20 protein-coding genes are annotated in these 22,316 nt (G+C 73.0%); 9 read left to right on the forward strand and 11 right to left on the reverse strand.

Annotated elements, in window-relative coordinates; genetic code table 11:
* Window positions 1-10 precede the first annotated feature (10 nt).
* The 6 genes from ACK8HX_RS12845 to glgA all read right to left on the reverse strand — a co-directional run bounded on the left by ACK8HX_RS12845 (window position 11) and on the right by glgA (window position 5,392).
* Window positions 11-823 (reverse strand): TrmH family RNA methyltransferase, encoded by an 813-nt coding sequence (locus tag ACK8HX_RS12845; RefSeq protein ID WP_411941102.1) that lies wholly within the window; start codon window positions 821-823, stop codon window positions 11-13.
* Window positions 824-830: 7 nt separating this feature from the next.
* Window positions 831-1,607, reverse strand: coding sequence for a sulfite exporter TauE/SafE family protein (locus tag ACK8HX_RS12850; protein ID WP_411941103.1), 777 nt, complete (start codon window positions 1,605-1,607; stop codon window positions 831-833).
* A gap of 3 nt (window positions 1,608-1,610) precedes the next feature.
* Window positions 1,611-2,810 (reverse strand): SPFH domain-containing protein, encoded by a 1,200-nt coding sequence (locus tag ACK8HX_RS12855; RefSeq protein ID WP_411941104.1) that lies wholly within the window; start codon window positions 2,808-2,810, stop codon window positions 1,611-1,613.
* A gap of 34 nt (window positions 2,811-2,844) precedes the next feature.
* The gene (locus tag ACK8HX_RS12860; RefSeq protein ID WP_411941105.1) at window positions 2,845-3,309 is read right to left on the reverse strand and encodes an NfeD family protein; all 465 of its coding nucleotides are present in this window, start codon (window positions 3,307-3,309) and stop codon (window positions 2,845-2,847) included.
* Window positions 3,310-3,381: 72 nt separating this feature from the next.
* Complete coding sequence (locus tag ACK8HX_RS12865) at window positions 3,382-4,164, reverse strand: ABC transporter ATP-binding protein (protein WP_411941106.1); 783 nt, start codon at window positions 4,162-4,164, stop codon at window positions 3,382-3,384.
* A gap of 19 nt (window positions 4,165-4,183) precedes the next feature.
* Window positions 4,184-5,392, reverse strand: coding sequence for a glycogen synthase (glgA, locus tag ACK8HX_RS12870; RefSeq protein WP_411941107.1), 1,209 nt, complete (start codon window positions 5,390-5,392; stop codon window positions 4,184-4,186).
* Window positions 5,393-5,455: 63 nt separating this feature from the next.
* Here glgA and glgC point away from each other — a divergent pair, with 63 nt between their 5' ends.
* The 5 genes from glgC (at window position 5,456) to cphA (ending at window position 12,575) form a co-directional block, all read left to right on the forward strand.
* Window positions 5,456-6,709: a glucose-1-phosphate adenylyltransferase gene (glgC, locus tag ACK8HX_RS12875; RefSeq protein WP_411941108.1), complete on the forward strand. Its 1,254-nt coding sequence runs from the start codon at window positions 5,456-5,458 to the stop codon at window positions 6,707-6,709.
* Window positions 6,706-7,530 (forward strand): LLM class F420-dependent oxidoreductase, encoded by an 825-nt coding sequence (locus tag ACK8HX_RS12880; protein ID WP_411941109.1) that lies wholly within the window; start codon window positions 6,706-6,708, stop codon window positions 7,528-7,530. The genes glgC and ACK8HX_RS12880 overlap by 4 nt, the downstream gene beginning before the upstream one ends.
* A gap of 10 nt (window positions 7,531-7,540) precedes the next feature.
* Complete coding sequence (gene serB / locus ACK8HX_RS12885; RefSeq protein WP_411941110.1) at window positions 7,541-8,776, forward strand: phosphoserine phosphatase SerB; 1,236 nt, start codon at window positions 7,541-7,543, stop codon at window positions 8,774-8,776.
* Between the two features lie 4 nt (window positions 8,777-8,780).
* Complete coding sequence (locus ACK8HX_RS12890) at window positions 8,781-9,638, forward strand: cyanophycinase (protein ID WP_411941111.1); 858 nt, start codon at window positions 8,781-8,783, stop codon at window positions 9,636-9,638.
* 75 nt (window positions 9,639-9,713) lie between these two features.
* Complete coding sequence (cphA, locus tag ACK8HX_RS12895; protein ID WP_411941112.1) at window positions 9,714-12,575, forward strand: cyanophycin synthetase; 2,862 nt, start codon at window positions 9,714-9,716, stop codon at window positions 12,573-12,575.
* Between the two features lie 13 nt (window positions 12,576-12,588).
* Here cphA and ACK8HX_RS12900 read toward each other — a convergent pair whose 3' ends face one another.
* The 3 genes from ACK8HX_RS12900 to fabG form a co-directional block, all read right to left on the reverse strand.
* Entirely contained in the window at window positions 12,589-14,796 is a 2,208-nt protein-coding gene (locus tag ACK8HX_RS12900) for a tetratricopeptide repeat protein (RefSeq protein ID WP_411941113.1), read from the reverse strand.
* A gap of 40 nt (window positions 14,797-14,836) precedes the next feature.
* Window positions 14,837-15,595 carry an enoyl-ACP reductase FabI gene (gene fabI / locus ACK8HX_RS12905; protein WP_411941114.1) on the reverse strand — a complete coding sequence of 253 codons (759 nt, stop codon included), beginning with the start codon at window positions 15,593-15,595 and terminating at the stop codon, window positions 14,837-14,839.
* A 70-nt stretch (window positions 15,596-15,665) separates the two neighbouring features.
* Complete coding sequence (gene fabG, locus ACK8HX_RS12910; protein ID WP_411941115.1) at window positions 15,666-16,379, reverse strand: 3-oxoacyl-ACP reductase FabG; 714 nt, start codon at window positions 16,377-16,379, stop codon at window positions 15,666-15,668.
* A gap of 60 nt (window positions 16,380-16,439) precedes the next feature.
* Between fabG and ACK8HX_RS12915 the strand changes: the two genes are divergently transcribed.
* The gene (locus ACK8HX_RS12915; RefSeq protein WP_411941116.1) at window positions 16,440-16,769 is read left to right on the forward strand and encodes a DUF3099 domain-containing protein; all 330 of its coding nucleotides are present in this window, start codon (window positions 16,440-16,442) and stop codon (window positions 16,767-16,769) included.
* 8 nt (window positions 16,770-16,777) lie between these two features.
* On the opposite strand, the gene moaA is transcribed toward ACK8HX_RS12915, so the two are convergent.
* Complete coding sequence (gene moaA / locus ACK8HX_RS12920; protein ID WP_411941117.1) at window positions 16,778-17,779, reverse strand: GTP 3',8-cyclase MoaA; 1,002 nt, start codon at window positions 17,777-17,779, stop codon at window positions 16,778-16,780.
* Window positions 17,780-17,811: 32 nt separating this feature from the next.
* Between moaA and ACK8HX_RS12925 the strand changes: the two genes are divergently transcribed.
* Together ACK8HX_RS12925 and ACK8HX_RS12930 are read left to right on the forward strand one after the other, a co-directional pair.
* Entirely contained in the window at window positions 17,812-18,603 is a 792-nt protein-coding gene (locus tag ACK8HX_RS12925) for an SURF1 family cytochrome oxidase biogenesis protein (RefSeq protein ID WP_411941118.1), read from the forward strand.
* Window positions 18,604-18,685: 82 nt separating this feature from the next.
* Window positions 18,686-18,853 carry a hypothetical protein gene (locus ACK8HX_RS12930; protein ID WP_411941119.1) on the forward strand — a complete coding sequence of 56 codons (168 nt, stop codon included), beginning with the start codon at window positions 18,686-18,688 and terminating at the stop codon, window positions 18,851-18,853.
* A gap of 12 nt (window positions 18,854-18,865) precedes the next feature.
* On the opposite strand, the gene ACK8HX_RS12935 is transcribed toward ACK8HX_RS12930, so the two are convergent.
* A complete protein-coding gene (locus ACK8HX_RS12935) occupies window positions 18,866-20,770 on the reverse strand; it encodes an ABC transporter ATP-binding protein (RefSeq protein WP_411941255.1) in 1,905 nt (634 codons plus the stop codon).
* 156 nt (window positions 20,771-20,926) lie between these two features.
* Between ACK8HX_RS12935 and ACK8HX_RS12940 the strand changes: the two genes are divergently transcribed.
* A complete protein-coding gene (locus tag ACK8HX_RS12940; RefSeq protein WP_411941120.1) occupies window positions 20,927-22,312 on the forward strand; it encodes a TrpB-like pyridoxal phosphate-dependent enzyme in 1,386 nt (461 codons plus the stop codon).
* Window positions 22,313-22,316 lie beyond the last annotated feature (4 nt).

Consider the following 22,316-nt stretch of genomic DNA (forward strand, 5'->3'; position numbering starts at 1 on the left):
AGGTCGGCCCTCACGGGGCTCGGAGCGCCCAGGCTGCGACCGCGCCCGCAGCCGCGACGTTGAGCGAGTCGACGCCCCCGGCCATGGGGATCCGGACGGTGAGGTCGACCGCCGCCAGGGTCCGCCGGGAGAGGCCGTCGCCCTCGGTCCCGAGGACGAGGGCGAGCCGCTCGGGCGGGTCCGCGGCGAGCTCGTCGAGGCCGACCGACTCGTCGGTGAGGGCCAGGGCGGCCGTCGTGAAGCCGAGCGAGCGCAGCACCTCCACTCCCCCCGGCCACGGGTCGATCCGGGTCCACGGGACCTGGAACACCGTGCCCATCGAGACGCGGATCGACCTGCGGTACAACGGGTCCGCGCACCGCGGGGTGACGAGCACGGCATCGACGCCCAGCGCCGCGGCCGACCGGAACACGGCTCCCACGTTGGTGTGGTCGACGACGTCCTCGAGGACGAGGACTCGCCGCGCCCCCTCGAGGACGGCCGCGACGGGGGGCAGCTCGGGTCGCTGCATCGACGCCAGCGCGCCACGGTGCAGGTGGAACCCGGTGAGCGCCTCGATGACGTCGTGCTCGCCCACGTACACGGGCACCCCGTCGGCGGCTGCCGCCTCCACGAGGTCGGCGAGGTCCGTGAGCCACCGCTCGGCCATGAGGTAGGACCGCGGACGGTGGCCGGCCCGCAGCGCGCGCCGGATCACCTTCTCGGACTCCGCCAGGTAGAGGCCGCGCTCGGGCTCGGTCCGGCGCCGGAGGGCGACGTCGGTGAGCCCGACGTAGTCCTCGAGCCGCGGGTCTTCGGCGGCGGTGACCCGCTCGACGCTCATCGCCCGTTCACCCCGCCACGACCATCCGCGTCACGGCCACGAGCCCGATGGCGACGATGACCGCGCGCAGCACCGTGGGGTGCAGCCGGCGCCCCACCGTCGAGCCGATGACGCCGCCGATCGTCGACCCGACGGCGATGAGGACGACGACGACCCAGTCGATGCGCCCGAACGCGACGAGGACGAAGACGAGCGCCGCGACGGCGTTGACGACCGTGGCGAGGACGTTCTTGTAGCCGTTGAGCCGCTGGAGGGGCTGGGGTGACAGGGCGCCGAGGATCCCCATGAGGATGATCCCCTGTGCCGCACCGAAGTAGCCCCCGTAGACGCCGGCGCCGAACGTCCCGGCCTGCATCGCCGCCCGGTGGTTCGGCTCGCCCTCGTGACCGGCCTCCTCGCGTCGTCGCACGGTCCAGGCGTTGATCCGCGGGCCGAGGACGACGAGCACGATCCCGACGACGATGAGCACGGGGACGACCGCCTTGAACACGGCCGGGTCGAGGACGAGCAGCAGGACCGCACCCAGGGCGCCCCCGGCGAACGACATCGGGGCGAGCCGGCGCAGCTCGGGACCGGCGCCCTCGAGCTCCTTGCGGTAGCCGATGGCGCCCGTCAGCGAGCCGGGGACGAGGCCGATGTTGTTCGAGATGTTCGCCGTCACCGGCGGCACGCCGAGGAGCAGCAGGGTGGGGAAGGTGATGAGCGTGCCCGACCCGACGATGGTGTTGATGGTCCCTGCGCCGATCCCGGCCAGCAGGACGAGGAGGGCGTCGGACCACGGCACCCGTCAGCGAGCCGCCGGCGGGGCCGGCGGCTCGGTGCCCGGGACCGGAGGGGGCGGCGGGGCGTCCTCGGCCGGCGGGGCCGGCGGCGCGGGCGGCGGGGTCGTCGAGGGCCGCGGCGGCACGGCGTCGGCGGGCGGCTGGATCGGCGGCTGGACCCGCGAGGCGGGCGAAGCGTGCTCCTCGGCCTCCTTGCTCGCGAGGCCCGCCTGGCCGCGTGCCCGGGCCAGCGCCTCGGCCGGGTCCTCGAGCGTCGTCTCCTCGAAAGCGTTGCCCAGCCCGTCCCCCGGGTCGACCCACTCGTCGCCGCCGTCGTCGAAGCCGCCCTGGCCGCGGCCGAGCATCCCGCCGATCCCCTTGAGGGCGTCGGTGAGCTCGCTCGGGATGATCCACATCTTGTTCGCGTCGCCTCGCGCCAGCTGCGGGAGCACCTGGAGGTACTGGTAGGCGAGCAGCTTCTGCGTCGGGCGGCCGCGGTGGATGGCGTCGAAGACCTGCTGGATGGCGCGCGCCTGGCCCTGCGCCTCGAGGATGCGGGCCTGGGCCGAGCCCTCGGCGCGCAGGATCTGGCTCTGCTTCTCGCCCTCGGCCGTGAGGATCTGGCTGGCCTTGATGCCCTCGGCGTTGAGGATGGCGGCGCGGCGGTCGCGCTCGGCCTTCATCTGCTTCTCCATCGACTCCTGCACCGAGTGCGGCGGGTCGATCGCCTTGAGCTCGACGCGGTTGACGCGGATGCCCCACTTGCCCGTGGCCTCGTCGAGGACGCCACGCAGCTGGGCGTTGATCTGGTCGCGGCTGGTCAGCGTCTGCTCGAGGTCGAGGGAGCCGATGACGTTGCGCAGCGTCGTGACGGTCAGCTGCTCGATGCCCTGGATGAAGTTGGCGATCTCGTAGACCGCCGACTTCGGCTCGATCACCTGGTAGTAGATGACCGTGTCGATGCTGACGACGAGGTTGTCGCTCGTGATGACCGGCTGGGGCGGGAAGGAGACGACCTGCTCGCGCAGGTCGATGTTCGCGCGGACGAGGTCGACGAACGGGACGAGGATGTGCAGCCCGCCCTCGAGCGTGCGCGAGTAGCGACCCAGCCGCTCGATGATGAGGGCGGTCTGCTGCGGGACGATCCGCACGGTGCGGACGAGCACGAGGATCGCGAACGCCGCGAGCAGCAGCAGGACGATGATGGCGAAGGTTCCGTCGGGCATGGGTTGGGCCTTTCACGCGGCGCCGGGGCGCAGGTCAGCTGGACGGGTCGTGCTGGACGGGCTCGACGACGGCGGTCGCGCCGTGGATCGCGATGACACGGACCTCCTCGCCCGGGGCGATCGGGGTGCTGCCCGCGGCCAGCCGGGCCGACCACGTCTCCCCCGCCAGCTTGATGCGGCCGTCCGTGTCCGTGACGGCCTGGATGACGCGGGCGTCGCGCCCGACGAGCCCCGCCGGGCCGATGTGGTGGTCGACGAGCCCGTCGGTGAACTGCCGCTTGATCATCGGCCGCACGACGACGAGGAGCAGCAGGGCCACCGCCACCGCGACGACGACCTGGAGCGGGAACGGCACCCCGAACCCGGCCGAGACGGCGCCCGCGACGGCCCCTCCCGCGAGCATGAGGAAGACGAAGTCGACCGTCGCGACCTCGATGGCGCCGAGGACGAGGGCGACCCCGAGCCAGAACAGCCACCAGTTCTCCGTCAGCCAGTCCATGGGCTGCTCCCCTTCCCTCCGTGGGTCCTCACCGCGTCGACGTCCGACCGGCGCGGCCAGTTCCGCGCGGCCTCAGCGCGCGCGGGCTGCATAGCGGTCCCCCCGGACCTCGAGCTCGAGCGGGAGGCCGAAGGTGGCCTCGAGGTTCTCGGCCGTCAGTGTGATCTCGAGCGGTCCCTGGGCGACGACCCGGCCCTCGCGCAGCAGGAGCACGTCGGTGAAGTGCGGCGGCACCTCCTCGACGTGGTGGGTGACGAGGACCATCGCCGGTGCGGCGAGGTCGGCGGCGAGCGTGCCGAGCCGCCGCACGAGGTCCTCGCGGCCGCCGAGGTCGAGGCCCGCAGCCGGCTCGTCGAGGAGCATCAGCTCGGGGTCGGTCATGAGGGCGCGGGCGATCTGCACCCGCTTGCGCTCGCCCTCGGAGAGCGTGCCGAACCGGCGACCGGCGAGGTGGCTGGCGCCGAGGGCCTCGAGCAGCTCGGTCGCGCGGCCCTCGTCCATCCGGTCGTAGGCCTCCCGCCACCGGCCGATGACGCCGTAGGAGGCGGTGACGACGACGTCGCGGACGACCTCCTGGGGCGGGATCCGGTCGGCGAGCGCGGCCGACGCGAGGCCGATCCGCGGACGCAGCTCGAAGACGTCGACGGCGCCGAGCACCTCGCCGAGGACGCCCGCGACCCCGGTGGTCGGGTGGATGCGTGCCGACGCGAGCTGGAGCAGGGTGGTCTTCCCGGCGCCGTTGGGGCCGAGCACGACCCAGCGCTGGCCCTCCTCGACCTCCCAGGTGACGTCGTCGAGGATCGTGGTGTCCCCGCGCACGACGCTCACACCCGCCAGCGCCAGGACGTCACTCATGTCCCGAACCCTAACGGAGTCAGGGCGAGAGCATCCGGCGCCGCAGGACGTCGAGGTACACCTGGTGCGTCTGCTCGCCGATCCGGCTCCACGAGAACGACTCCACGGCCCGCTTCCGCCCCGCGAGACCCATCCGGTCGGCCCGCGCGGGGTCGCTCACGGCGTCGGTGAGGGCGGCCGCGAGGTCGGCGACGAAGCGGTCGGGGTCGACCGGCGTGCCGGTGCCGTCCTGGACCTGCTCGATCGGCACGAGCCACCCGGTCTCGCCGTCGACGACGACCTCCGGGATGCCCCCGGTCGCCGTCGCGACCACCGGCAGCTCGCATGCCATCGCCTCGAGGTTGACGATGCCGAGGGGCTCGTACACCGAGGGGCAGACGAAGACGGTGGCACTGGAGAGGAGGGCGACGACCTCGCCCCGGGGCAGCATGGTCGGCACCCAGACGACCCCGTCGCGCGTCTGGCGCAGGCCGTCGATGAGGGACTCGACCTCGGCGAGGATCTCGGGCGTGTCCGGCGCGCCGGCGAGGAAGACGAGCTGGACCTCGGGCGGCAGCTCGGCCGCCGCGCGCAGGAGGTAGGGCAGGCCCTTCTGCCGCGTGATGCGGCCGACGAAGATGACGCTCGGCCGGTCCGGGTCGACGCCGTGCCGCCGGACGACGTCCTCGTCGCGCTCGCGCTGCCAGAGCTGGCTGTCGATGCCGTTGTGGACGACCTTGACCTTGTCCGGGTCGACCTGCGGGTAGGAGCGCAGGATGTCCTCGCGCATGCCGGCGCTGACCGCGATGACCGCGTCCGCGGCCTCGTAGGCGGTCTTCTCGACCCACGAGGACAGGCGGTACCCGCCGCCCAGCTGCTCGGCCTTCCACGGGCGCATCGGCTCCAGGCTGTGTGCCGTGAGGACGTGCGGGACGTCGCCCAGCAGGCTCGCGACGTGCCCGGCGAAGTTGGCGTACCAGGTGTGCGAGTGGACGATGTCGGCCCCGTCGCAGGCCGCCGCGATCGACAGGTCGACCCCGAGCGTGGTCAGCGCCGCGTTGGCGCCGGACAGCTCGGCGAGGTCGGGGTGCCCGGTCGTGCCGTCCTCGTCCCTCGGGTCGCCGAAGGCGTGGACGCGCACGTCGAGGTCGCCGCGCCCGCGCAGTGCCCGGACGAGCTCGGCGACGTGGACTCCGGCACCGCCGTAGATGGCCGGGGGGTACTCCTTGCTGAGGATGTCGATGCGCACGAAATTCACCCTAGTGACGACACGGTCTCCCGGCGAGGGTGCGGAGCCAATAGCGTGGGGGCCATGGCGTACCGCAGCGGAGGTCCCAAGGTCCTGGCAATCGTGCTCGCGGGGGGTGAGGGGAAGCGCCTCATGCCACTCACGGCCGACCGCGCCAAGCCCGCCGTGCCCTTCGGGGGCATCTACCGGCTCGTCGACTTCGCCCTGTCGAACGTCGTCAACTCCGGCTACCTCAAGGTCGTCGTTCTGACCCAGTACAAGTCGCACAGCCTGGACCGGCACGTGACGAAGACGTGGCGGATGTCGACGATGCTCGGCAACTACGTCGCGCCGATCCCGGCCCAGCAGCGCATCGACAAGTCCTGGTACCAGGGCAGCGCCGACGCGATCTTCCAGTCGCTCAACACGATCACCGACGAGAAGCCCGACATCGTCGTCGTCGTCGGGGCCGACCACGTGTACCGGATGGACTTCTCCCAGATGGTCGACCAGCACATCGAGTCGGGAGCCGGGGTCACGGTCGCCGCCATCCGGCAGCCGATCGACATGTCCGACCAGTTCGGCGTCATCGAGGTCGCCGACGACGACCACACGAGGATCAGCGCGTTCCGCGAGAAGCCGACCGACCCCGCCGGGCTCCCCGACTCCCCCGACGAGATCCTCGCGAGCATGGGCAACTACGTCTTCTCGGCCGACGCCCTCATCGAGGCGGTGACGAAGGACTCCACGCTGGAGGGCAGCAAGCACGACATGGGCGGCGACATCGTCCCGGCGCTCGTCGAGCAGCGGGCGGCCTACACCTACGACTTCCAGAAGAACGTCATCCCGGGCGGTACCGAGCGGGACATGGGCTACTGGCGGGACGTGGGGACCATGGACTCCTACTTCGACGCGCACATGGACCTCGTGTCGATCCACCCGGTGTTCAACCTCTACAACTACGACTGGCCGATCTACACCTCGCACGGGCCGTACCCGCCGGCGAAGTTCGTCCACGGGTCGCACGGACGGTTCGGCGAGGCGCTCAACTCGGCCGTCTCCCCCGGCGTCGTCATCTCCGGGGCGCGGGTCAACGGCTCGGTCATCTCACCGGACGTCAGGGTGCACAGCTACACCGAGGTCGACAGCAGCGTCATCCTCGACGGCGTCGAGATCGGCCGGCACTGCGCCATCCAGCGTGCCGTCATCGACAAGAACGTCGTCGTCCCCGACGGGGCGAAGATCGGCTTCGACCGCGAGCACGACCTGGAACGGGGGTTCTCGGTCACCGAGTCGGGCATCACCGTCGTCGGCAAGGGCCAGACGGTGGTCGCGTGACGGACCGGCCCATCCGCATCGGCGTCCAGCTCCAGCCGCAGCACGCGTCGTACACCGACATCCGCCGCGCCTGCGCCCGGCTGGAGGAGATGGGCGTCGACATCCTCTTCAACTGGGACCACTTCTTCCCGCTCTACGGCGACGCCGACGGTGCGCACTTCGAGTGCTGGACGATGCTCGGCGCCTGGGCCGAGGCCACCGAGCGCGCCGAGATCGGTGCCCTCGTCACGTGCAACAGCTACCGCAACCCGCAGCTGCTCGCCGACATGGCCCGCACCGTCGACCACATCAGCGCCCGCGACGGCGGCACGGGCCGGCTGGTCCTCGGCATCGGGTCGGGCTGGTTCGAGCGCGACTACGACGAGTACGGCTACGAGTTCGGGACTGCCGGTGACCGGTTGGACGACCTCAGGCGCGACCTGCCCCTCATCAAGGACCGGTGGGCGAGGCTCAACCCGGCGCCGACCCGCCGGATTCCGGTGCTGATCGGCGGCGGCGGCGAGCGCAAGACCCTGCGGATCGTTGCCGAGCACGCCGACATCTGGCACGGCTTCGGGCGCCCCGAGTCCATCGCCCACAAGCACGCCGTCCTCGACGAGTGGTGCGCGAAGGTCGGACGCGACCCCGCCGACATCGAGCGCTCGGCCGGGGTCTCCCCCAAGCCGGGGCGGCTGCCCGAGGACGTCGCCGACTACGCGGGCGGGGCGGAGGCGCTGCACGAGGTCGGGACCCGGCTGTTCACGGTGGGCCTCGACGGCCCGCGCTACGACCCGGGACCGATCCGCGACCTCGTCGCGTGGCGCGACGCCCGGCAGGGTTAGCCTGCGAGGCGTGCCCGACACCTTCGAGCCCGACCTTCCCCCGCTGCCGGACCCCGAGCAGCGCACGCTCCTCGTCACCCTCGACGGACCCGACCGTCCCGGCGTGACGAAGGCCGTCTTCGAGGCCGCGTCGACCGTCGGTGCCGAGGTGCTCGACCTCGAACAGGTCGTCGTCCGTGGGCACCTCGCGCTCTCGGTGCTCCTCGGCCCCACCCATGACGAGAACGTCCTCACCGACCGCCTCACCCGCGCCGGCGAGGCCCTCGGCCTACGGGTGGGGCTCCAGGCGGGACGGGGCGACAACGCGCGGCGGCGCACCGGGCGCGCGGCCGTCGTCGTCATGGGATCCCCGCTCGAGACCCGTCACGTGGCCGGCGTGGCCGGGGCCGTGGCCGCGCACGGCGCCAACATCGACCGCATCAGGCGTCTCTCGCGCTGGCCGGTGACGACGGTCGAGCTCGACATCTCCGGCGCCGACGTCCCCGCGCTGCGCGCCGACCTCGCCCTCGTGTCGGCCGAGAGCGGCGCCGACATCGCGGTCGCGCCGGCGGGGCTGGCGCGTCGTGGGGGCCGGCTCGTCGTCATGGACGTCGACTCCACGCTCATCCAGGACGAGGTCATCGAGCTCCTCGCGGACCACGCCGGCCGCGGTCCCGAGGTCGCCGCGGTCACCGAGGCCGCGATGCGCGGCGAGCTCGACTTCACCGAGAGCCTCCACGCGCGCGTCGCGACCCTCGCCGGGCTGCCGGCCTCGGTGCTCGACGACGTGCGCGCCGCGGTCCGGCTCACCCCCGGTGCCCGGACCCTGGTCCGCACGCTCAAGCGGCTCGGGTTCACCGTCGCCCTCGTCAGCGGTGGCTTCGAGGAGGTGGTGGCCCCGATCGGTGCGGACCTGGGGGTCGACCACGTGCGCGCCAACCGCCTCGAGGTGGAGGACGGCCGGCTCACCGGTCGGGTCGTCGGCGAGGTCGTCGACCGAGCGGGCAAGGCCGCTGCCCTGCGCGAGTTCGCCGCCGTCGAGGGTCTCCCCCTGACCCGCACGGTCGCGATCGGCGACGGCGCCAACGACCTCGACATGCTCGCCGCTGCCGGGCTCGGCGTGGCGTTCAACGCCAAGCCCCTCGTGCAGCGCCAGGCCGACACCGCCCTGAACGTCCCGTACCTGGACGCGGTCCTGTTCCTGCTCGGCGTGTCGCGGGAGGAGGTCGAGGACGCCGATGCCGCGGGCGACGCCCCACTAGGCTGACGGCGTGCCGCGCTACCCCACGACCACGCCCACCCTGTTCGTCATCGGAGGGGCCGAGGACCGGGTCGGCAAGGCCTCGCTCCTGCGCCACTTCCTCAAGCTCGCCGGCGGCCGGCGGGCCGCCATCGTCGTCGTGCCGACCGCGTCCTCCTTCCGCGAGGAGGTCGCCGCCTCCTACACGGAGGTGTTCACCCGCCTCGGGGCGCGCGAGGTGACCGTCGTCGACCCGGAGACGCGCGACGAGGCCCACGACACCCGGCTCGTCGACGCGGTCGACGCGGCCACGGGCGTGTTCATGAGCGGGGGCAGCCAGCTGCGCCTGTCCCAGCTCCTCCCCGGCACCCCCCTGGGCGACGCGATCCACCGCGCGCACGACCGTGGCGCCGTCATCGGCGGGACCTCGGCGGGGGCCTCGATCGTGTCCGACTTCATGATCTCCATGGGCGACGAGGGCGTCACCCCACGTCAGCGGGCCAGCCAGGTCTCGGCGGGACTGGGCCTGCTCCGCGGCGTCGTGGTCGACCAGCACTTCGACCAACGGGCACGCTACGGTCGCCTGATGTCCGTCATCGCCCCGTCGCCGCACCTGCTCGGGGTCGGGATCGACGAGGACACCGCGATGGTCGTCTCCGACGGACGCACCTTCGAGGTGCGCGGGTCCGGCGCCGTGTTCGTCCTCGACTGCCGCCGGGCCGTCACCGATGCCGCGGACGCGCGCGCGGGTGCCCCCGTCCTCGTGTCCGGCGCGACCGTGCACACCCTCCCCGCCGGGGCCACGTTCGACCTCGCCGAGCGCCGGCTCACCGGCTTCGTCGAGCAGCACCCCGACCTGCTCGTCTCGGTCGCCGCCGCCAAGGCCTGACCACCCGGTCGGGCCCGGCCCGCCCGGCCCTCCCGCCCCACCCGTCCCCGCCCGAGCCCTCCAGGAGAAGCGCCGATGGACCGCCCCACCCCGACCGGACCCGCCGCCCCCGAGCTCCGCATCGTCGAGTCACGGGTCTACCGCGGCGGCAACATCTGGTCGTACGACCCGTCGGTCCACCTCGTGGTCGACCTCGGCGTCCTCGAGGGCTACCCCACCGACACCCTGCCCGGCTTCACCGACCGCCTCCTCGAGCTGCTCCCGCGCCTGGAGAACCACACGTGCAGCAAGGGGGTCAGGGGCGGGTTCGTCCAGCGGCTGCGCGAGGGCACCTGGCTCGGACACGTCACCGAGCACATCGCCCTCCAGCTCCAGCAGGAGGCCGGCCACGACCAGCGCCGCGGCAAGACGCGCATGGTCAAGGGCCGGCCGGGTGTCTATAACGTCATCTACGGCTACACCAACGAGGACGTCGGCGTCGCCGCGGGCCGGCTCGCCGTGCGGCTCGTCAACCACCTCGTGCAGGAGGAGGAGGGCTTCGACTTCGCCGAGGAGCTCGAGGCGTTCCTCACCCGCGCCGAGCGCACCGCCTTCGGGCCGTCGACCGCCGCGATCCTCGAGGAGGCCGTGAGCCGGGACATTCCGTTCATCCGCCTCAACACGGGCTCGCTCGTCCAGCTGGGGCAGGGGGTCCACCAGCAGCGGATCCGCGCGACGATGACGTCGAAGACCGGTGCGCTGGCCGTCGACATCGCCGGCGACAAGGACATGACGACCCGGCTCCTGGGGTCGGCCGGCCTGCCCGTGCCGAAGCAGGAGACGGTCCGCTCGGCCGACGGGGCCGCGGCGGCCGCCCGCCGGATCGGCTTCCCCGTCGTCGTCAAGCCGCTCGACGGCAACCACGGACGCGGTGTCGTCCTCGACCTGCAGTCCGAGGACGCGGTCCGCGAGGCGTTCGTCGTGGCCGAGGAGCAGTCGCGGCGCGGCTACGTCATCGTCGAGTCGTTCGTCACCGGGCGCGACTACCGCTGCCTCATCGTCGGCGGGAAGATGCAGGCCATCGCCGAGCGCGTCCCGGCGCACGTCATCGGCGACGGCGCGCACACGGTCCGCGAGCTCGTCGACATCACCAACGCCGACCCGCGGCGCGGCGTCGGCCACGAGAAGGTGCTCACGAAGATCAAGGTCGACGCGGCGGCGGAGGAGCTCGTGCGCGATCAGGGGCTCGCGCTCGACGACGTGCCGCCGGCCGAGCAGATGGTCAAGCTCGCCCTCACGGGCAACATGTCGACCGGCGGCATCTCGATCGACCGCACCTTCGACGCCCACCCGGACAACATCGAGATCGCCGAGGAGGCCGCGCGCCTCATCGGCCTCGACGTCGCCGGCATCGACTTCATCTGCCCCGACATCGCCTCCCCCGTCCGCGAGACCGGTGGCGCGATCTGCGAGGTCAACGCCGCCCCGGGGTTCCGGATGCACACCCATCCGACGGTCGGCGAGCCGCAGTTCATCGCCAAGCCGGTCGTCGACCTGCTCTTCCCGCCGGGGACGCCCTCGCGCGTGCCGGTCGTCGCCGTCACCGGCACGAACGGCAAGACGACGACGTCGCGGATGATCGCGCACATCATGAAGGGCCTGGGCCGCCAGGTGGGGATGACCTCCACCGACGGCATCGTCATCGACGAGCGCCTCGTCGTGCGCGCCGACGCCTCCGGCCCCCGCTCCGCCCGGATGGTGCTGCAGAACCCGCGCGTCGACTTCGCGGTGATGGAGGTCGCCCGCGGCGGCATCCTGCGCGAGGGGCTCGGCTACGACCGCAACGACGTCGCGGTCGTCACGAACATCGCCCCCGACCACCTCGGGATGCGGGGCATCGACACCCTGGAGCAGCTCGCCGACGTCAAGGCGGTCATCGTCGAGGCCGTCCCGCGCGACGGGTTCGCGGTCCTCAACGCCGACGATCCCCACGTCCGGCGGATGCGGCGGCGCTGCTCCGGGTCGGTCGTCTGGTTCTCCCTCGAGGAGGCCGGGACCCCCGTCCGCGACCTCATCGACGACCACTGCCGGCGCGGCGGGCGGGCGGTCGTCCTCGACCGCACCGACCGCGGCGACATGATCGTCATCCGGCACGGGCGCCGCTCGATGCAGCTGGCCTGGACCCACCTGCTCCCCGCGACCTTCGGCGGCACGGCGCTGTTCAACGTCGCCAACGCGATGGCCGCCGCCGGCGCGGCGTTCGCGAGCGGCGCCGGGCTGCACGAGATCCGCCAGGGCCTGCGCACCTTCACGACCTCGTACTACCTCTCCCCCGGGCGCATGAACCAGGTCAACGTCCACAACGTCGACGTCATCGTCGACTACTGCCACAACGCCCCCGGCATGAAGGTCCTCGGCCAGTTCGTCGAGCGCTACGCGGCCTCGAAGTCCGGGGCCACCGACCTCGGCAAGATCTCGCGGATCGGCATGATCGCCACCGCGGGCGACCGCCGCGAGGACGACATGCGCGAGCTGGGCGCCGTCGCGGCCGAGCACTTCGACGTCGTCGTGGTCCGTGAGGACGCCCGGCTGCGCGGGCGCGAGAAGGGCTTCACGGCGGAGCGGGTCGCGGAGGGCGTCCGGTCGCGGATCGGCCAGGAGGGGGTGCGCTGCCGCCAGCTCGAGGTCGTGCTCGACGAGGCCGAGGCCGTGCGCCACGTCATGGCCCGCGCCAACCCCGGCGACATCGTCGTCCTGTGCGTCGACCAGCACGCCGAGACGATGGCCGAGCTCGAGCGGATGACGAAGCAGGCCCAGCCCGGGACGCACAGCGGCAACACCGTCGGCGACCCCGACCTCGACCCCGAGGCGCTCACGGTCGAGGCGGCCGAGACCGGGGACGAGGCGGCCCGGGAGGTCGAGGCGGCAGAAACCCCCGCGGCGACCTCCGCCGGCTGAGGCCGACGGCCCGTCAGCGACCGAGGTCGGCGGCGTACGCCGTGAGGGCGCGCCGGTAGCGCTCGACGTCGGGGTCGGTGCTCGTCGCGACGACGGCCGAGAGCAGGTCGCGCAGCGCCTCGCTCGGGTGACCGGCGTCGTGTCGCACCAGGGCACGGAAGGCGGCGACCCCGAGTGACTCCGGATGGCGCGCCGCGACCTCCTCGATGACGGCCTCGGCCTCCTCGTGGCGGCCGAGGACCCGCAGGCTGGAGGCGAGCTGGACCTGGGCCCGCGCCCGCAGCGGGTCGCGCAGCCCGCCCGCGAGGGCCTCCTCGTACAGCGGCACCGCCGCGGCCTCGTCGCCGGCGGCGTCGAGGGTGCCCGCGTACTCGAAGGTGATCCGCGGGTCGCCGGGGTGCGCGGCATGGAGCGCCGCGCCGCGGCCCACCCGCTCGGTGGCGTCGTCGGCCTCCCAGAGCGCGGTGATCTCGTCCTCGGCCTCGTGCTCGCCCCGGGCCCGGACGACCTTGCGCCGCACCGTGTCGGGGTCGTCGGACACCGCGCCGCGCTCGGCGAGCCAGGCGGCGATCTCGGCCCGCTCGGCGTGGCACATGACCGCGCAGACGTCGCCGTCGCCGGCGGCCTCGACGAGGGCCTCGAGGCCGGACAGCTCGGTCGGGTACGAGGCGATGTCGCTGACGCCGGCGCGAGCGAGGCCGATCCGCAGGTGGTGCTCGAGGTCCTCCATCGAGCGCCCGCGCAGGTAGTGCGCCTTGTGCGCCGCGACGACGTGGTCGGCCCGGAGGCCTGCCATCTCCCCGAGGGTCTCGAGGATGTCGTCGGTGCGGTCGCCGCCGGTGCCGAGACCCAGGTGCACGCGTCCCCACGGGGCCACGAGGCCCCGGCAGACGTCGAGAAGCGCTTCGAGCCCCGCCTCGTTGTGGGCGAGGTCGACGATGACGGTGGCCGAACCGCCTTCCACCGCAACGGAGTACGTGTTCATGCGGCCGGGGTTGTCGACGTCGTCGGGGCGGAACGTCCGCAGGCCCTCGACGACGTCCGACCGGTCGAGACCGAGCCCGAGCGCGGCGGACGCTCCTGCGAGGGCGTTGAGGACGTTGTGGTGCGACAGGCCGGAGAGCGCCATCGGGAGGTCGACGACCTTGAGCAGCCGGTCGGGGGCGCCGTCGGGAGTGAGGACGGTGACGTGCCCGTCGAGGATCGTCGTGGCCCTGCCGCCCGCCCCGAGGGCCTCGCGGACGGCGGGGGCGTTCGGGTCGGCGGCGAAGACCCACGGGCGTCCGCGGGCGCCGGCCCGCATCGCCCACACGCGCGGGTCCTCACCGTTGAGGACGACCCACCCCGAGGGCTTCGTCACCCTGGTGATGATCGCCTTGACCTCGGCCAGCTGGTCGACGGTGTCGATGCCGTGGAGGCCGAGGTGGTCGGCCGAGACGTTCGTGACGACCGAGACGTCGTTGTGGGTGACTCCCATGCCGCGCAGCAGCATCCCGCCGCGAGCGGTCTCGAGGATGCCGATCTGCACGCCGGGTGACTCGAGCACGGCGCGCGCCCCGGCCGGTCCGGAGTAGTCGCCGGTCTCGACGACCTCGCCCTGGACGAGCACGCCGTCGGTGGAGGACCACCCGGTGCGGAACCCCGCCGTCATCGCGATGTGTGCGAGCAGCCGGGTCGTCGTCGTCTTGCCGTTGGTGCCGGTGACCGACACGACGGGGATCCGCGGCGTCAGGAGCCGCGGTGGGCCACCCGGCTCGGCCTCGGACACGGTCGCGGCGTGCACGGCGACGGCCTCGTCCCAGGGTCGGCCGTCGTGGACGTCGGCGAGGAGACGCCCGAGGGCCGCACCCAGCGCCTCCGCCCGACCACGACGGCGCCACACGAAGGCGCACACGACGACGTCGGGCTCGGCCGCGGCCCGGGTGCGGACCCCGAGGCGGCGGGTCCCGGCGGTGACGGCGAGGGCGCGGACGGCGCGCTCGACGACGCGGAGGAGGACGCGTTGGCGCTGCTCGCTGCCCGGCGCCCCGACCTGTCCCCCGCGGCGCAGGCCGGCCGCCGAGGCGAGCGCCCTCATCGAGTCCTCCGGGGCGCTGCTCAGCCCCGGCAGGGCGAGGGTCACCTTCGCGGCGGGCCGCGGGAAGTAGAGGTTGGGCCCTTCGAGAAGGCGGACCTCGCGGGTCTGCACGCCGGGCTCGGGGGCGGCGGTGTCGCTGGTCACGATCGGCGAGCCTAGTGGGCAGGGCGCTGCGACCCGGAGGTCAGACCCCCATCGCGTGGAAGCCGCCGTCGACGTGGACCATCTCCCCGGTCGTGGCCGGGAACCAGTCGGACAGCAGCGAGACGCACGCGCGAGCCGTGGGGACGGGGTCGTTGACGTCCCAGCCGAGTGGGGCGCGGGTCCCCCACTCCTCCTCGAACCGCTCGAAGCCGGGGATCGACTTCGCGGCCGTCGTGCGGATCGGGCCCGCCGCGACGACGTTGCAGCGCACGCCCTTCGGCCCGAGGTCGCGGGCGAGGTAGCGGTTCGTGGACTCGAACGCGGCCTTGGCCACGCCCATCCAGTCGTAGACCGGCCAGGCGAAGCGGGCGTCGAAGGTGAGGCCGACGACGCTGCCGCCCTCCGACATCAGGGGCAGTGCGGCCTTCGCCAGGGCCGCGAGGGAGTAGGCGGACACGTGGACCGCCGTCGAGACGTCCTCCCACGAGGCCTCGAGGAAGGTGAACGCCCCCTGCGGCGCGAAGCCGATCGAGTGCAGCACGCCGTCGAGGTGCGGGACGTGCTCGCGGACGCGGTCGGGCAGTGCGGCGAGGTCCTCCTCGCTCGTGACGTCGAGCTCGATGACCGGGGGGGTCTGCGGGAGGCGGCGCGCGATGGCGGACGTGATCTTCATCGTCCGGCCGAACGAGGTGAGCACGACCTCGGCGCCCTGCTCCTGCGCGAGCTTCGCGACGTGGAAGGCGATCGAGGAGTCCATGAGGACCCCCGTGATGAGGAGCTTCTTGCCCTCGAGCAACATGACGGGCCCTTTCGCCGGGGTGGTGGGTCGGTCGGTGGTGCGAGCCGGTGGTGCGAGCTGGTCGTGCGGGTCAGTGGCCCATGCCGAGGCCGCCGTCGACGGGGATGACGGCGCCGGAGATGTACGCGGCCTCCGGGCTCGCGAGGAAGCGGACGGCGGCTGCGACCTCCTCCGGGCTGGCGAAGCGGCCGGCCGGGATGGCGGCCTTGTAGGTCTTCTGGGTGTCCTCGGGCAGCGCGGCGGTCATGTCGGTCTCGATGAAGCCCGGGGCCACGACGTTCGCCGTGATGCCGCGACCGCCGAGCTCGCGGGTGATCGAGCGGGCGAGCCCGACGAGTCCGGCCTTGCTCGCCGAGTAGTTGGCCTGGCCGGGTCCGCCGTAGAGGCCGACGACGCTGGAGATGAGGATGATGCGTCCGCGGCGCAGGCGGATCATGCCCTTGCTCGCGCGGCGGGCGCAGCGGAAGGCCCCGGCGAGGTTGGTGTCGACGACGGAGTTCCAGTCGTCGTCGGTCATCCGCATGAGGAGCGTGTCCTTGGTGATCCCGGCGTTGGCGATGAGGACCTCGACCGGACCGCCCAGCTTCTCCTCGGCCTCTGTGAACGCGGCGTCGACGGAGGCGGTGTCGGTGACGTCGCAGCGCACGCCCTCCAGGCCCTTCGGTGGCTCCCCCGAGCGGTGGGTGACGACCACCTTGTCGCCGGAGTCGGCGAAGGAGCGCGCGATCGACAGGCCGATGCCGCGGTTGCCACCGGTGACGAGGACGGTGCGTGGCTCGCTCATGCCGTCGAACCTAGTGGACTACCGCTGGGTAGCCGGAAGCGGGCGACATACAGTGGACGGGTGCCCTTGACCCGCCACCGCCACGACTCCCCGCAGTCGGTGACCAGCGCCGCGGAGTCGCGCACCGAGGACCAGGCGCGCCGCCTCAGGCAGTACCTGTTCACGATGTCGATCCGCACCCTGTGCTTCATCCTGCTCGTCGTCATCGACCACCCGATCCGGTGGCTCTTCGCGGTGCTCGCCGTGTTCCTGCCGTTCATCGCGGTGGTCGCGGCCAACGCCGTGCTGCCGCGTGTCCCGGGGCGGGTGCGGCCCGTCGTGCCGACCGTCGACGACACGCGGCAGATCACGCCGGCGCCCCACGAGGACGACCGCCCGACGACGCCCTGAGCCCGCGGTCAGCCGCCGATGGCGGACATCGGGCGCTCGGGCTGCTCGAAGTCGGGGCGGTCGATGCCGTGGCCGGCGGCCTTGGCCCACATCTCGTCGACCACGAGGTCGGCGAGCTCGGTGTCGGTGGCGCCGGCGCGCAGGGGTCCGCGGAGGTCGACCTCGCGGCGGGCGAACAGGCAGTTGCGCAGCTGGCCGTCGGCGGTGAGGCGAACCCGGTCGCAGGCGGCGCAGAACGGCGCCGAGACGCTCGCGATGACGCCGACCGTCTCGGGGCCCCCGTCGACGAGGAACAGCTCGGCGGGGGCGCTCCCCCGCTCCTCCACCGGCGTGAGGCGGAACCGCTCGCCGAGCCGCTCGAGGATCTCGGCCTGGGACACCATCTGCGACCGGTCCCACGCGTGCTGGGCGTCGAGGGGCATCTGCTCGATGAAGCGCAGCTCGTAGCCGCGGTCGAGGCACCACCCCAGGAGGTCGGCGACGCCGACGTCGTTGACCCCGCGCATCGCGACGGCGTTCACCTTCACGGGCGCGAGCCCGGCGTCGGCGGCGGCCTTGAGCCCGGCCTCGACGTCGCCGAGCCGGTCGCGCCGGGTCAGCTCGCGGAAGCGCTCGCGGTCGATGGTGTCGAGGCTGACGTTCACGCGGTCGAGCCCGGCCGCGGCGAGGGGCGCCGCCAGGCGGTCGAGGCCGATGCCGTTCGTCGTCATCGCGATCCGGGGACGTGGCTCGAGCCCGGCGATGCGGCGCACGACGTCGACGAGGCTGCGGCGCAGCAGCGGCTCCCCGCCCGTGAGCCGGACGTTGGTGACCCCGAGGCCGACCATGATCCCGACGAGACGGACGAGCTCGTCGTCGGTGAGCATCTCCGGCTTCGCGAGCCAGTCCAGGCCCTCCTCCGGCATGCAGTAGCTGCAGCGCAGGTTGCACCGGTCGGTGACCGACACCCGCAGGTCGCGGCCGACCCGACCGAAGCGGTCGAGGAGGCGCGGGACGGGGAGGTCGGTCACAGTGCCCAATGTACGACGGCTACGGTGACCGCGTGACCAGGCGCGTGCTCACCCCCCGGTGGCTCGGCGCCCTCCTCCTCGCGGCGCTGTTCGCCGTGGCCTGCTACCACCTGGGCTGGTGGCAGTACCACCGGCACGAGGCCAAGGCCGAGCGCAACGCCCGGCTCGACGCCCACTACCGGGCCGACCCGGTGCCGGTCGAGTCCGTCCTCACCCCGGCGGGACTGTCCGTGGAGGACGAGTGGACCCGCGTGCGGGTTCGTGGCACGTACGTCGGCGGGCCGGTCTACGTGCGCGGGCGGGTCAACGAGCGCCAGAACGGGCTCGAGGTGCTGTGGGCCCTCAGGCCCGACAGGGGTGGCCCGGACCTCGTCGTCGACCGCGGGTGGGTCCCGCCGTCCGACCGGGGCGCGAGCACGCTGCCGCCCGTGGCCGCCGCCCCCTCGGGTCCCGTCGAGGTCACCGGCTGGGTCCGCCGCGGTGAGGCGTCCCGCGACAAGCGGATGCCTCCGGGCCAGGTCGCGAGCCTGAACGTGCGCGAGGCCGCGGCCGCCCTGGGCGCGCCGTCGGTGCTCCCGGGCTACGTGCTGCTCCAGTCCGAGCGGCTGCCCGACGGCTCCTCGCCCGAGCGACCCCAGCCGCTGGGCCCGCCCGACCGCAGTCTCGGCCCGCACCTCGCGTATGCGTACCAGTGGTGGCTCACGACGGTCGTGGGCTTCGTCCTCGTCTGGTTCGGGGTCCGCCGCGAGCTGCGCGCCGAGGACCCGGTGCGCTACCCGCCGAAGCGGAGGAAGACCCGGATCTGGGACGAGGAGGACGGGTGACGCGGATGGTCACGACGGGCCATGGACCGCGGGCCGGGTCCGCAGGACACTGGGAGGAGCCGAGGGGTCGGGAGGTCGTGTCATGCCATGGGGAGCCGCCGCTGCGGGAGCCGCCGCCGCGCTCGCACTGATCTACGGGCTGAAGTGGCTCAAGGAGCACTCCTCGCACGAGGAGCACGCGCCGGCGCCGCACGAGCCGCCACCGCAGCCGGTGGACCTCGGCGGCGACGCCGGGGCGCCGCACGGCTGAGCCGCGCCGACGTCAGCCGCGGGCGGGCTCGTCGACCGGGTCGGCGGTGTCGAGGACCTCGGTGAGCTCCTCGGAGAACTGGGTGCGGTACAGCTCGGCATAGAGCCCACCCGCGGCGACGAGCTCGGCGTGGGTGCCGCGCTCGACGATGCGACCGTCGTCGACGACGAGGATGAGGTCGGCGTGCCGCACGGTGGACAGCCGGTGCGCGATGACGAGCGCCGACCGGTCGCGCAGCGCCTCGTCGAGCGCCCGCTGGAGCGCGTGCTCGGACTCGCTGTCGAGGTGCGCCGTCGCCTCGTCGAGGACGATCAGCCCCGGCCCCTTGAGGAGCAGGCGGGCGATCGCCAGGCGCTGCTTCTCGCCGCCGGACAGGCGGTGGCCGCGGTCGCCGACGACGGTGTCGAGGCCGGACGGGAGCGCCTCGACGAGGGACCAGACCTGCGCGGCGCGCAGGGCGGCCTCCATCTCGGCGTCGCTCGCCCCCGGCGCGGCGTAGTCGAGGTTGGCGCGGATCGTGTCGTGGAAGAGGTGCGCCTCCTGGGTGACGACGCCGACGACGTCGTGCAGCGAGGAGAGCGTCGCGTGGCGCAGGTCGACGCCGTTGATGCGGACGACCCCGCCGGTGGGGTCGTACAGGCGGGCGACGAGCGAGGTGATCGTCGTCTTGCCGGCACCACTGGGCCCGACGAGCGCCACGAGCGAGCCGGGCTCGACCGAGAAGGACACGTCGCGCAGGACCGGGCCGCTCGCCCGCCGGTCGCCGTTCGCGGTGGACTCGAGGGAGGCCAGCGACACCTCGTCGGCGGAGGGGTAGGAGAACGCCACGTGCTCGACGTCGACGCGGACCGGACCGCCGGGTACGTCACGGGCGTCCGGCGACTCGGCGACGAGCGGCTCGAGGTCGAGGACCTCGAAGACCCGCTCGAAGGAGACCAGGGCGGTCATGATGTCGACGCGCACGTTGGACAGCGCCGTGAGCGGGCCGTAGAGGCGGGCCAGCAGGGCCGTGAGGGCGAGCAGCGTCCCGACCGTGAGGGTGCCCCCGACCGCCATGACGCCGCCGACGCCGTAGACCATCGCGGTGGCGAGCGAGGCGACGAGGGTGAGCGCGACGAAGAAGACCGAGCGCGTCATCGCGATGCGGATGCCGATGTCTCGGACCCCGGCCGCACGCTCGGAGTACTCGGCGTCCTCGGTCTCGGGTCGGCCGAAGAGCTTGACGAGGAGGGCTCCGGCGACGTTGAAGCGCTCGTTCATGCGGGTGCCGAGGTCGGCGTTGAGGTTCATCTGGTCGTGGGCGAGGCCGGCGAGGCGCTTGCCCATCCAGCGGGCGGGCACGAGGAAGAACGGGACGAGGGCGAGGCAGGCGAGGGTGAGCGGCCACGACAGGGCCAGCATGGCGCCGACGATGAGGACGAGGGAGACCGCGTTGCTCACCGTGCTGGACAGGACGGAGGTGAACGCCTGCTGGGCGCCGATGACGTCGTTGCCGAGGCGGGTCACGAGCGCGCCGGTCTGCGCCCGGGTGAAGAAGGCGATCGGCTGGCGCAGCACGTGGCCGAACACCTGGGTGCGGAGGTCGTAGATCAGCCCCTCGCCGATGCGGGCCGAGAACCACCGCTGGACGAGGGTGAGCACCCCGCTCGCCACGGCGATCAGCGCGACGAGGAGGGCGAGGCGGACGACGACGCCGGAGTCGCGCGGGATGACGCCGTCGTCGACGAGGGACTTCAGGAGCAGCGGCGTGGCGACGACGAGGCAGGCGTCGACGACGACGAGGACGAGGAACGCCGCGATCGAGCGCTTGTAGGGGCGCGCGTAGCCGAACACGCGCCGGGTGGTACCCGGCGCGAGGCGTCGCTGCTTGACGTCGCTGTCGCGGCTGAGGCTGTGCATCGCCTGCCACGTTGACATGCTCACTGGTGTGGTCCTCCTGGGTTCCCCGCAGTCAACCACCGCCCACCGACAGGTGTTCCACATCGCGTGGGACCCCCTTGTGACCGGCCCGCGCCCGCCGCGAGGATGGCGACGCACCCGCCGACGAGGGCGGGCCCACAGGGAGGAACACGCGTGCCCGCACCGCTGCGCCACAAGGTCCTGCTCGACGAGGACGAGATGCCGACCCGGTGGTACAACATCCTCCACGACCTGCCCGTCCCTCCCCCGCCGCCGCTGCATCCCGGCACCGGGCAGCCCGTCGGTCCCGAGGACCTCGCCGCGATCTTCCCGATGGACCTCATCGCGCAGGAGGTGACGACCGAGCAGTACGTCGACATCCCGCAGGAGGTCCAGGACGTCTACCGCCTCTGGCGGCCCTCCCCCCTGTTCCGGGCACACCGCCTCGAGAAGGCGCTCGGCACGCCGGCCCGCATCTACTACAAGTACGAGGGCGTGTCCCCCGCAGGCTCGCACAAGCCGAACACCGCCGTGCCGCAGGCCTACTACAACGCCAGGGCCGGCGTGCGGAAGCTCACGACGGAGACCGGCGCGGGTCAGTGGGGCACGGCACTGGCCTTCGCCTGTGCGCAGTTCGGTCTCGAGTGCGAGGTGTGGCAGGTGCGCGCCTCGTACGACGGCAAGCCCTACCGCAGGATCATGATCGAGACGTTCGGCGGCACGATCCATCCCAGCCCCTCCGACCTCACCGAGGCGGGACGGGCGGCCCTCGCCGCCGACCCGGACTCCCCCGGCAGCCTCGGCCTGGCCATCAGCGAGGCCGTCGAGGTCGCCGCCCAGGACCCCACCGCCAACTACGCGCTCGGCTCGGTCCTCAACCACGTCCTGCTCCACCAGACGGTCATCGGCGAGGAGGCGCTGCGCCAGCTGGCCAAGATCGGCGAGAGCGTCGACCTCGTGGTCGGCTGCACCGGCGGCGGCTCGAACTTCGGCGGGCTCACCTTCCCCTTCCTCCGCGAGAAGCTCGCCGCGGGCGGCGCCGGGCCCGTCATCCGGGCCGTGGAGCCGGCCTCGTGCCCGTCGCTGACCCAGGGCACGTACGCGTACGACTTCGGCGACGTCGCGGGCCTCACCCCGCTGCTCAAGATGCACACGCTCGGGCACGACTTCATCCCGGACCCCATCCACGCCGGCGGCCTGAGGTACCACGGGATGAGCCCGGTCATCAGCCACCTCTACGACCAAGGGCTCATCGAGGCGGCAGCCAAGACCCAGAAGGACTGCTTCGCGGCCGGGGTGCTCTTCGCGCGCACCGAGGGCATCGTCCCGGCTCCGGAGCCGACGCACGCCATCGCGGCGGCCGTCGAGGAGGCGATCCGGTGCACCGAGACCGGTGAGGAGAAGGTCATCCTCACCGCGCTCTGCGGTCACGGGCACCTCGACCTGCCGGCCTACGACGCCTACCTGCGCGGCGGGCTCGTCGACCACACGTGGGAGGACAGCGAGCTGCGCGAGTCGGTCGCCGCGGCCCTGACCCGGCTCCCCGCCATCCCGGGCTGAGCCG

Source organism: Oryzobacter faecalis (assembly GCF_046764005.1).
GTDB classification, from domain to species: domain Bacteria; phylum Actinomycetota; class Actinomycetes; order Actinomycetales; family Dermatophilaceae; genus Oryzobacter; species Oryzobacter faecalis.

Bases quoted from the DNA above. Each gene is read 5' to 3' on its own strand.
- ACK8HX_RS12930 (WP_411941119.1), top strand. From the start codon at position 18,686: ATGCCATGGGGAGCCGCCGCTGCGGGAGCCGCCGCCGCGCTCGCACTG.
- ACK8HX_RS12935 (WP_411941255.1), bottom strand. From the start codon at position 20,770: ATGTCAACGTGGCAGGCGATGCACAGCCTCAGCCGCGACAGCGACGTC.
- fabG (WP_411941115.1), bottom strand. From the start codon at position 16,379: ATGAGCGAGCCACGCACCGTCCTCGTCACCGGTGGCAACCGCGGCATC.
- fabI (WP_411941114.1), bottom strand. From the start codon at position 15,595: ATGTTGCTCGAGGGCAAGAAGCTCCTCATCACGGGGGTCCTCATGGAC.
- ACK8HX_RS12855 (WP_411941104.1), bottom strand. From the start codon at position 2,810: ATGCCCGACGGAACCTTCGCCATCATCGTCCTGCTGCTGCTCGCGGCG.
- ACK8HX_RS12845 (WP_411941102.1), bottom strand. From the start codon at position 823: ATGAGCGTCGAGCGGGTCACCGCCGCCGAAGACCCGCGGCTCGAGGAC.
- cphA (WP_411941112.1), top strand. From the start codon at position 9,714: ATGGACCGCCCCACCCCGACCGGACCCGCCGCCCCCGAGCTCCGCATC.
- ACK8HX_RS12860 (WP_411941105.1), bottom strand. From the start codon at position 3,309: ATGGACTGGCTGACGGAGAACTGGTGGCTGTTCTGGCTCGGGGTCGCC.
- ACK8HX_RS12865 (WP_411941106.1), bottom strand. From the start codon at position 4,164: ATGAGTGACGTCCTGGCGCTGGCGGGTGTGAGCGTCGTGCGCGGGGAC.
- glgC (WP_411941108.1), top strand. From the start codon at position 5,456: ATGGCGTACCGCAGCGGAGGTCCCAAGGTCCTGGCAATCGTGCTCGCG.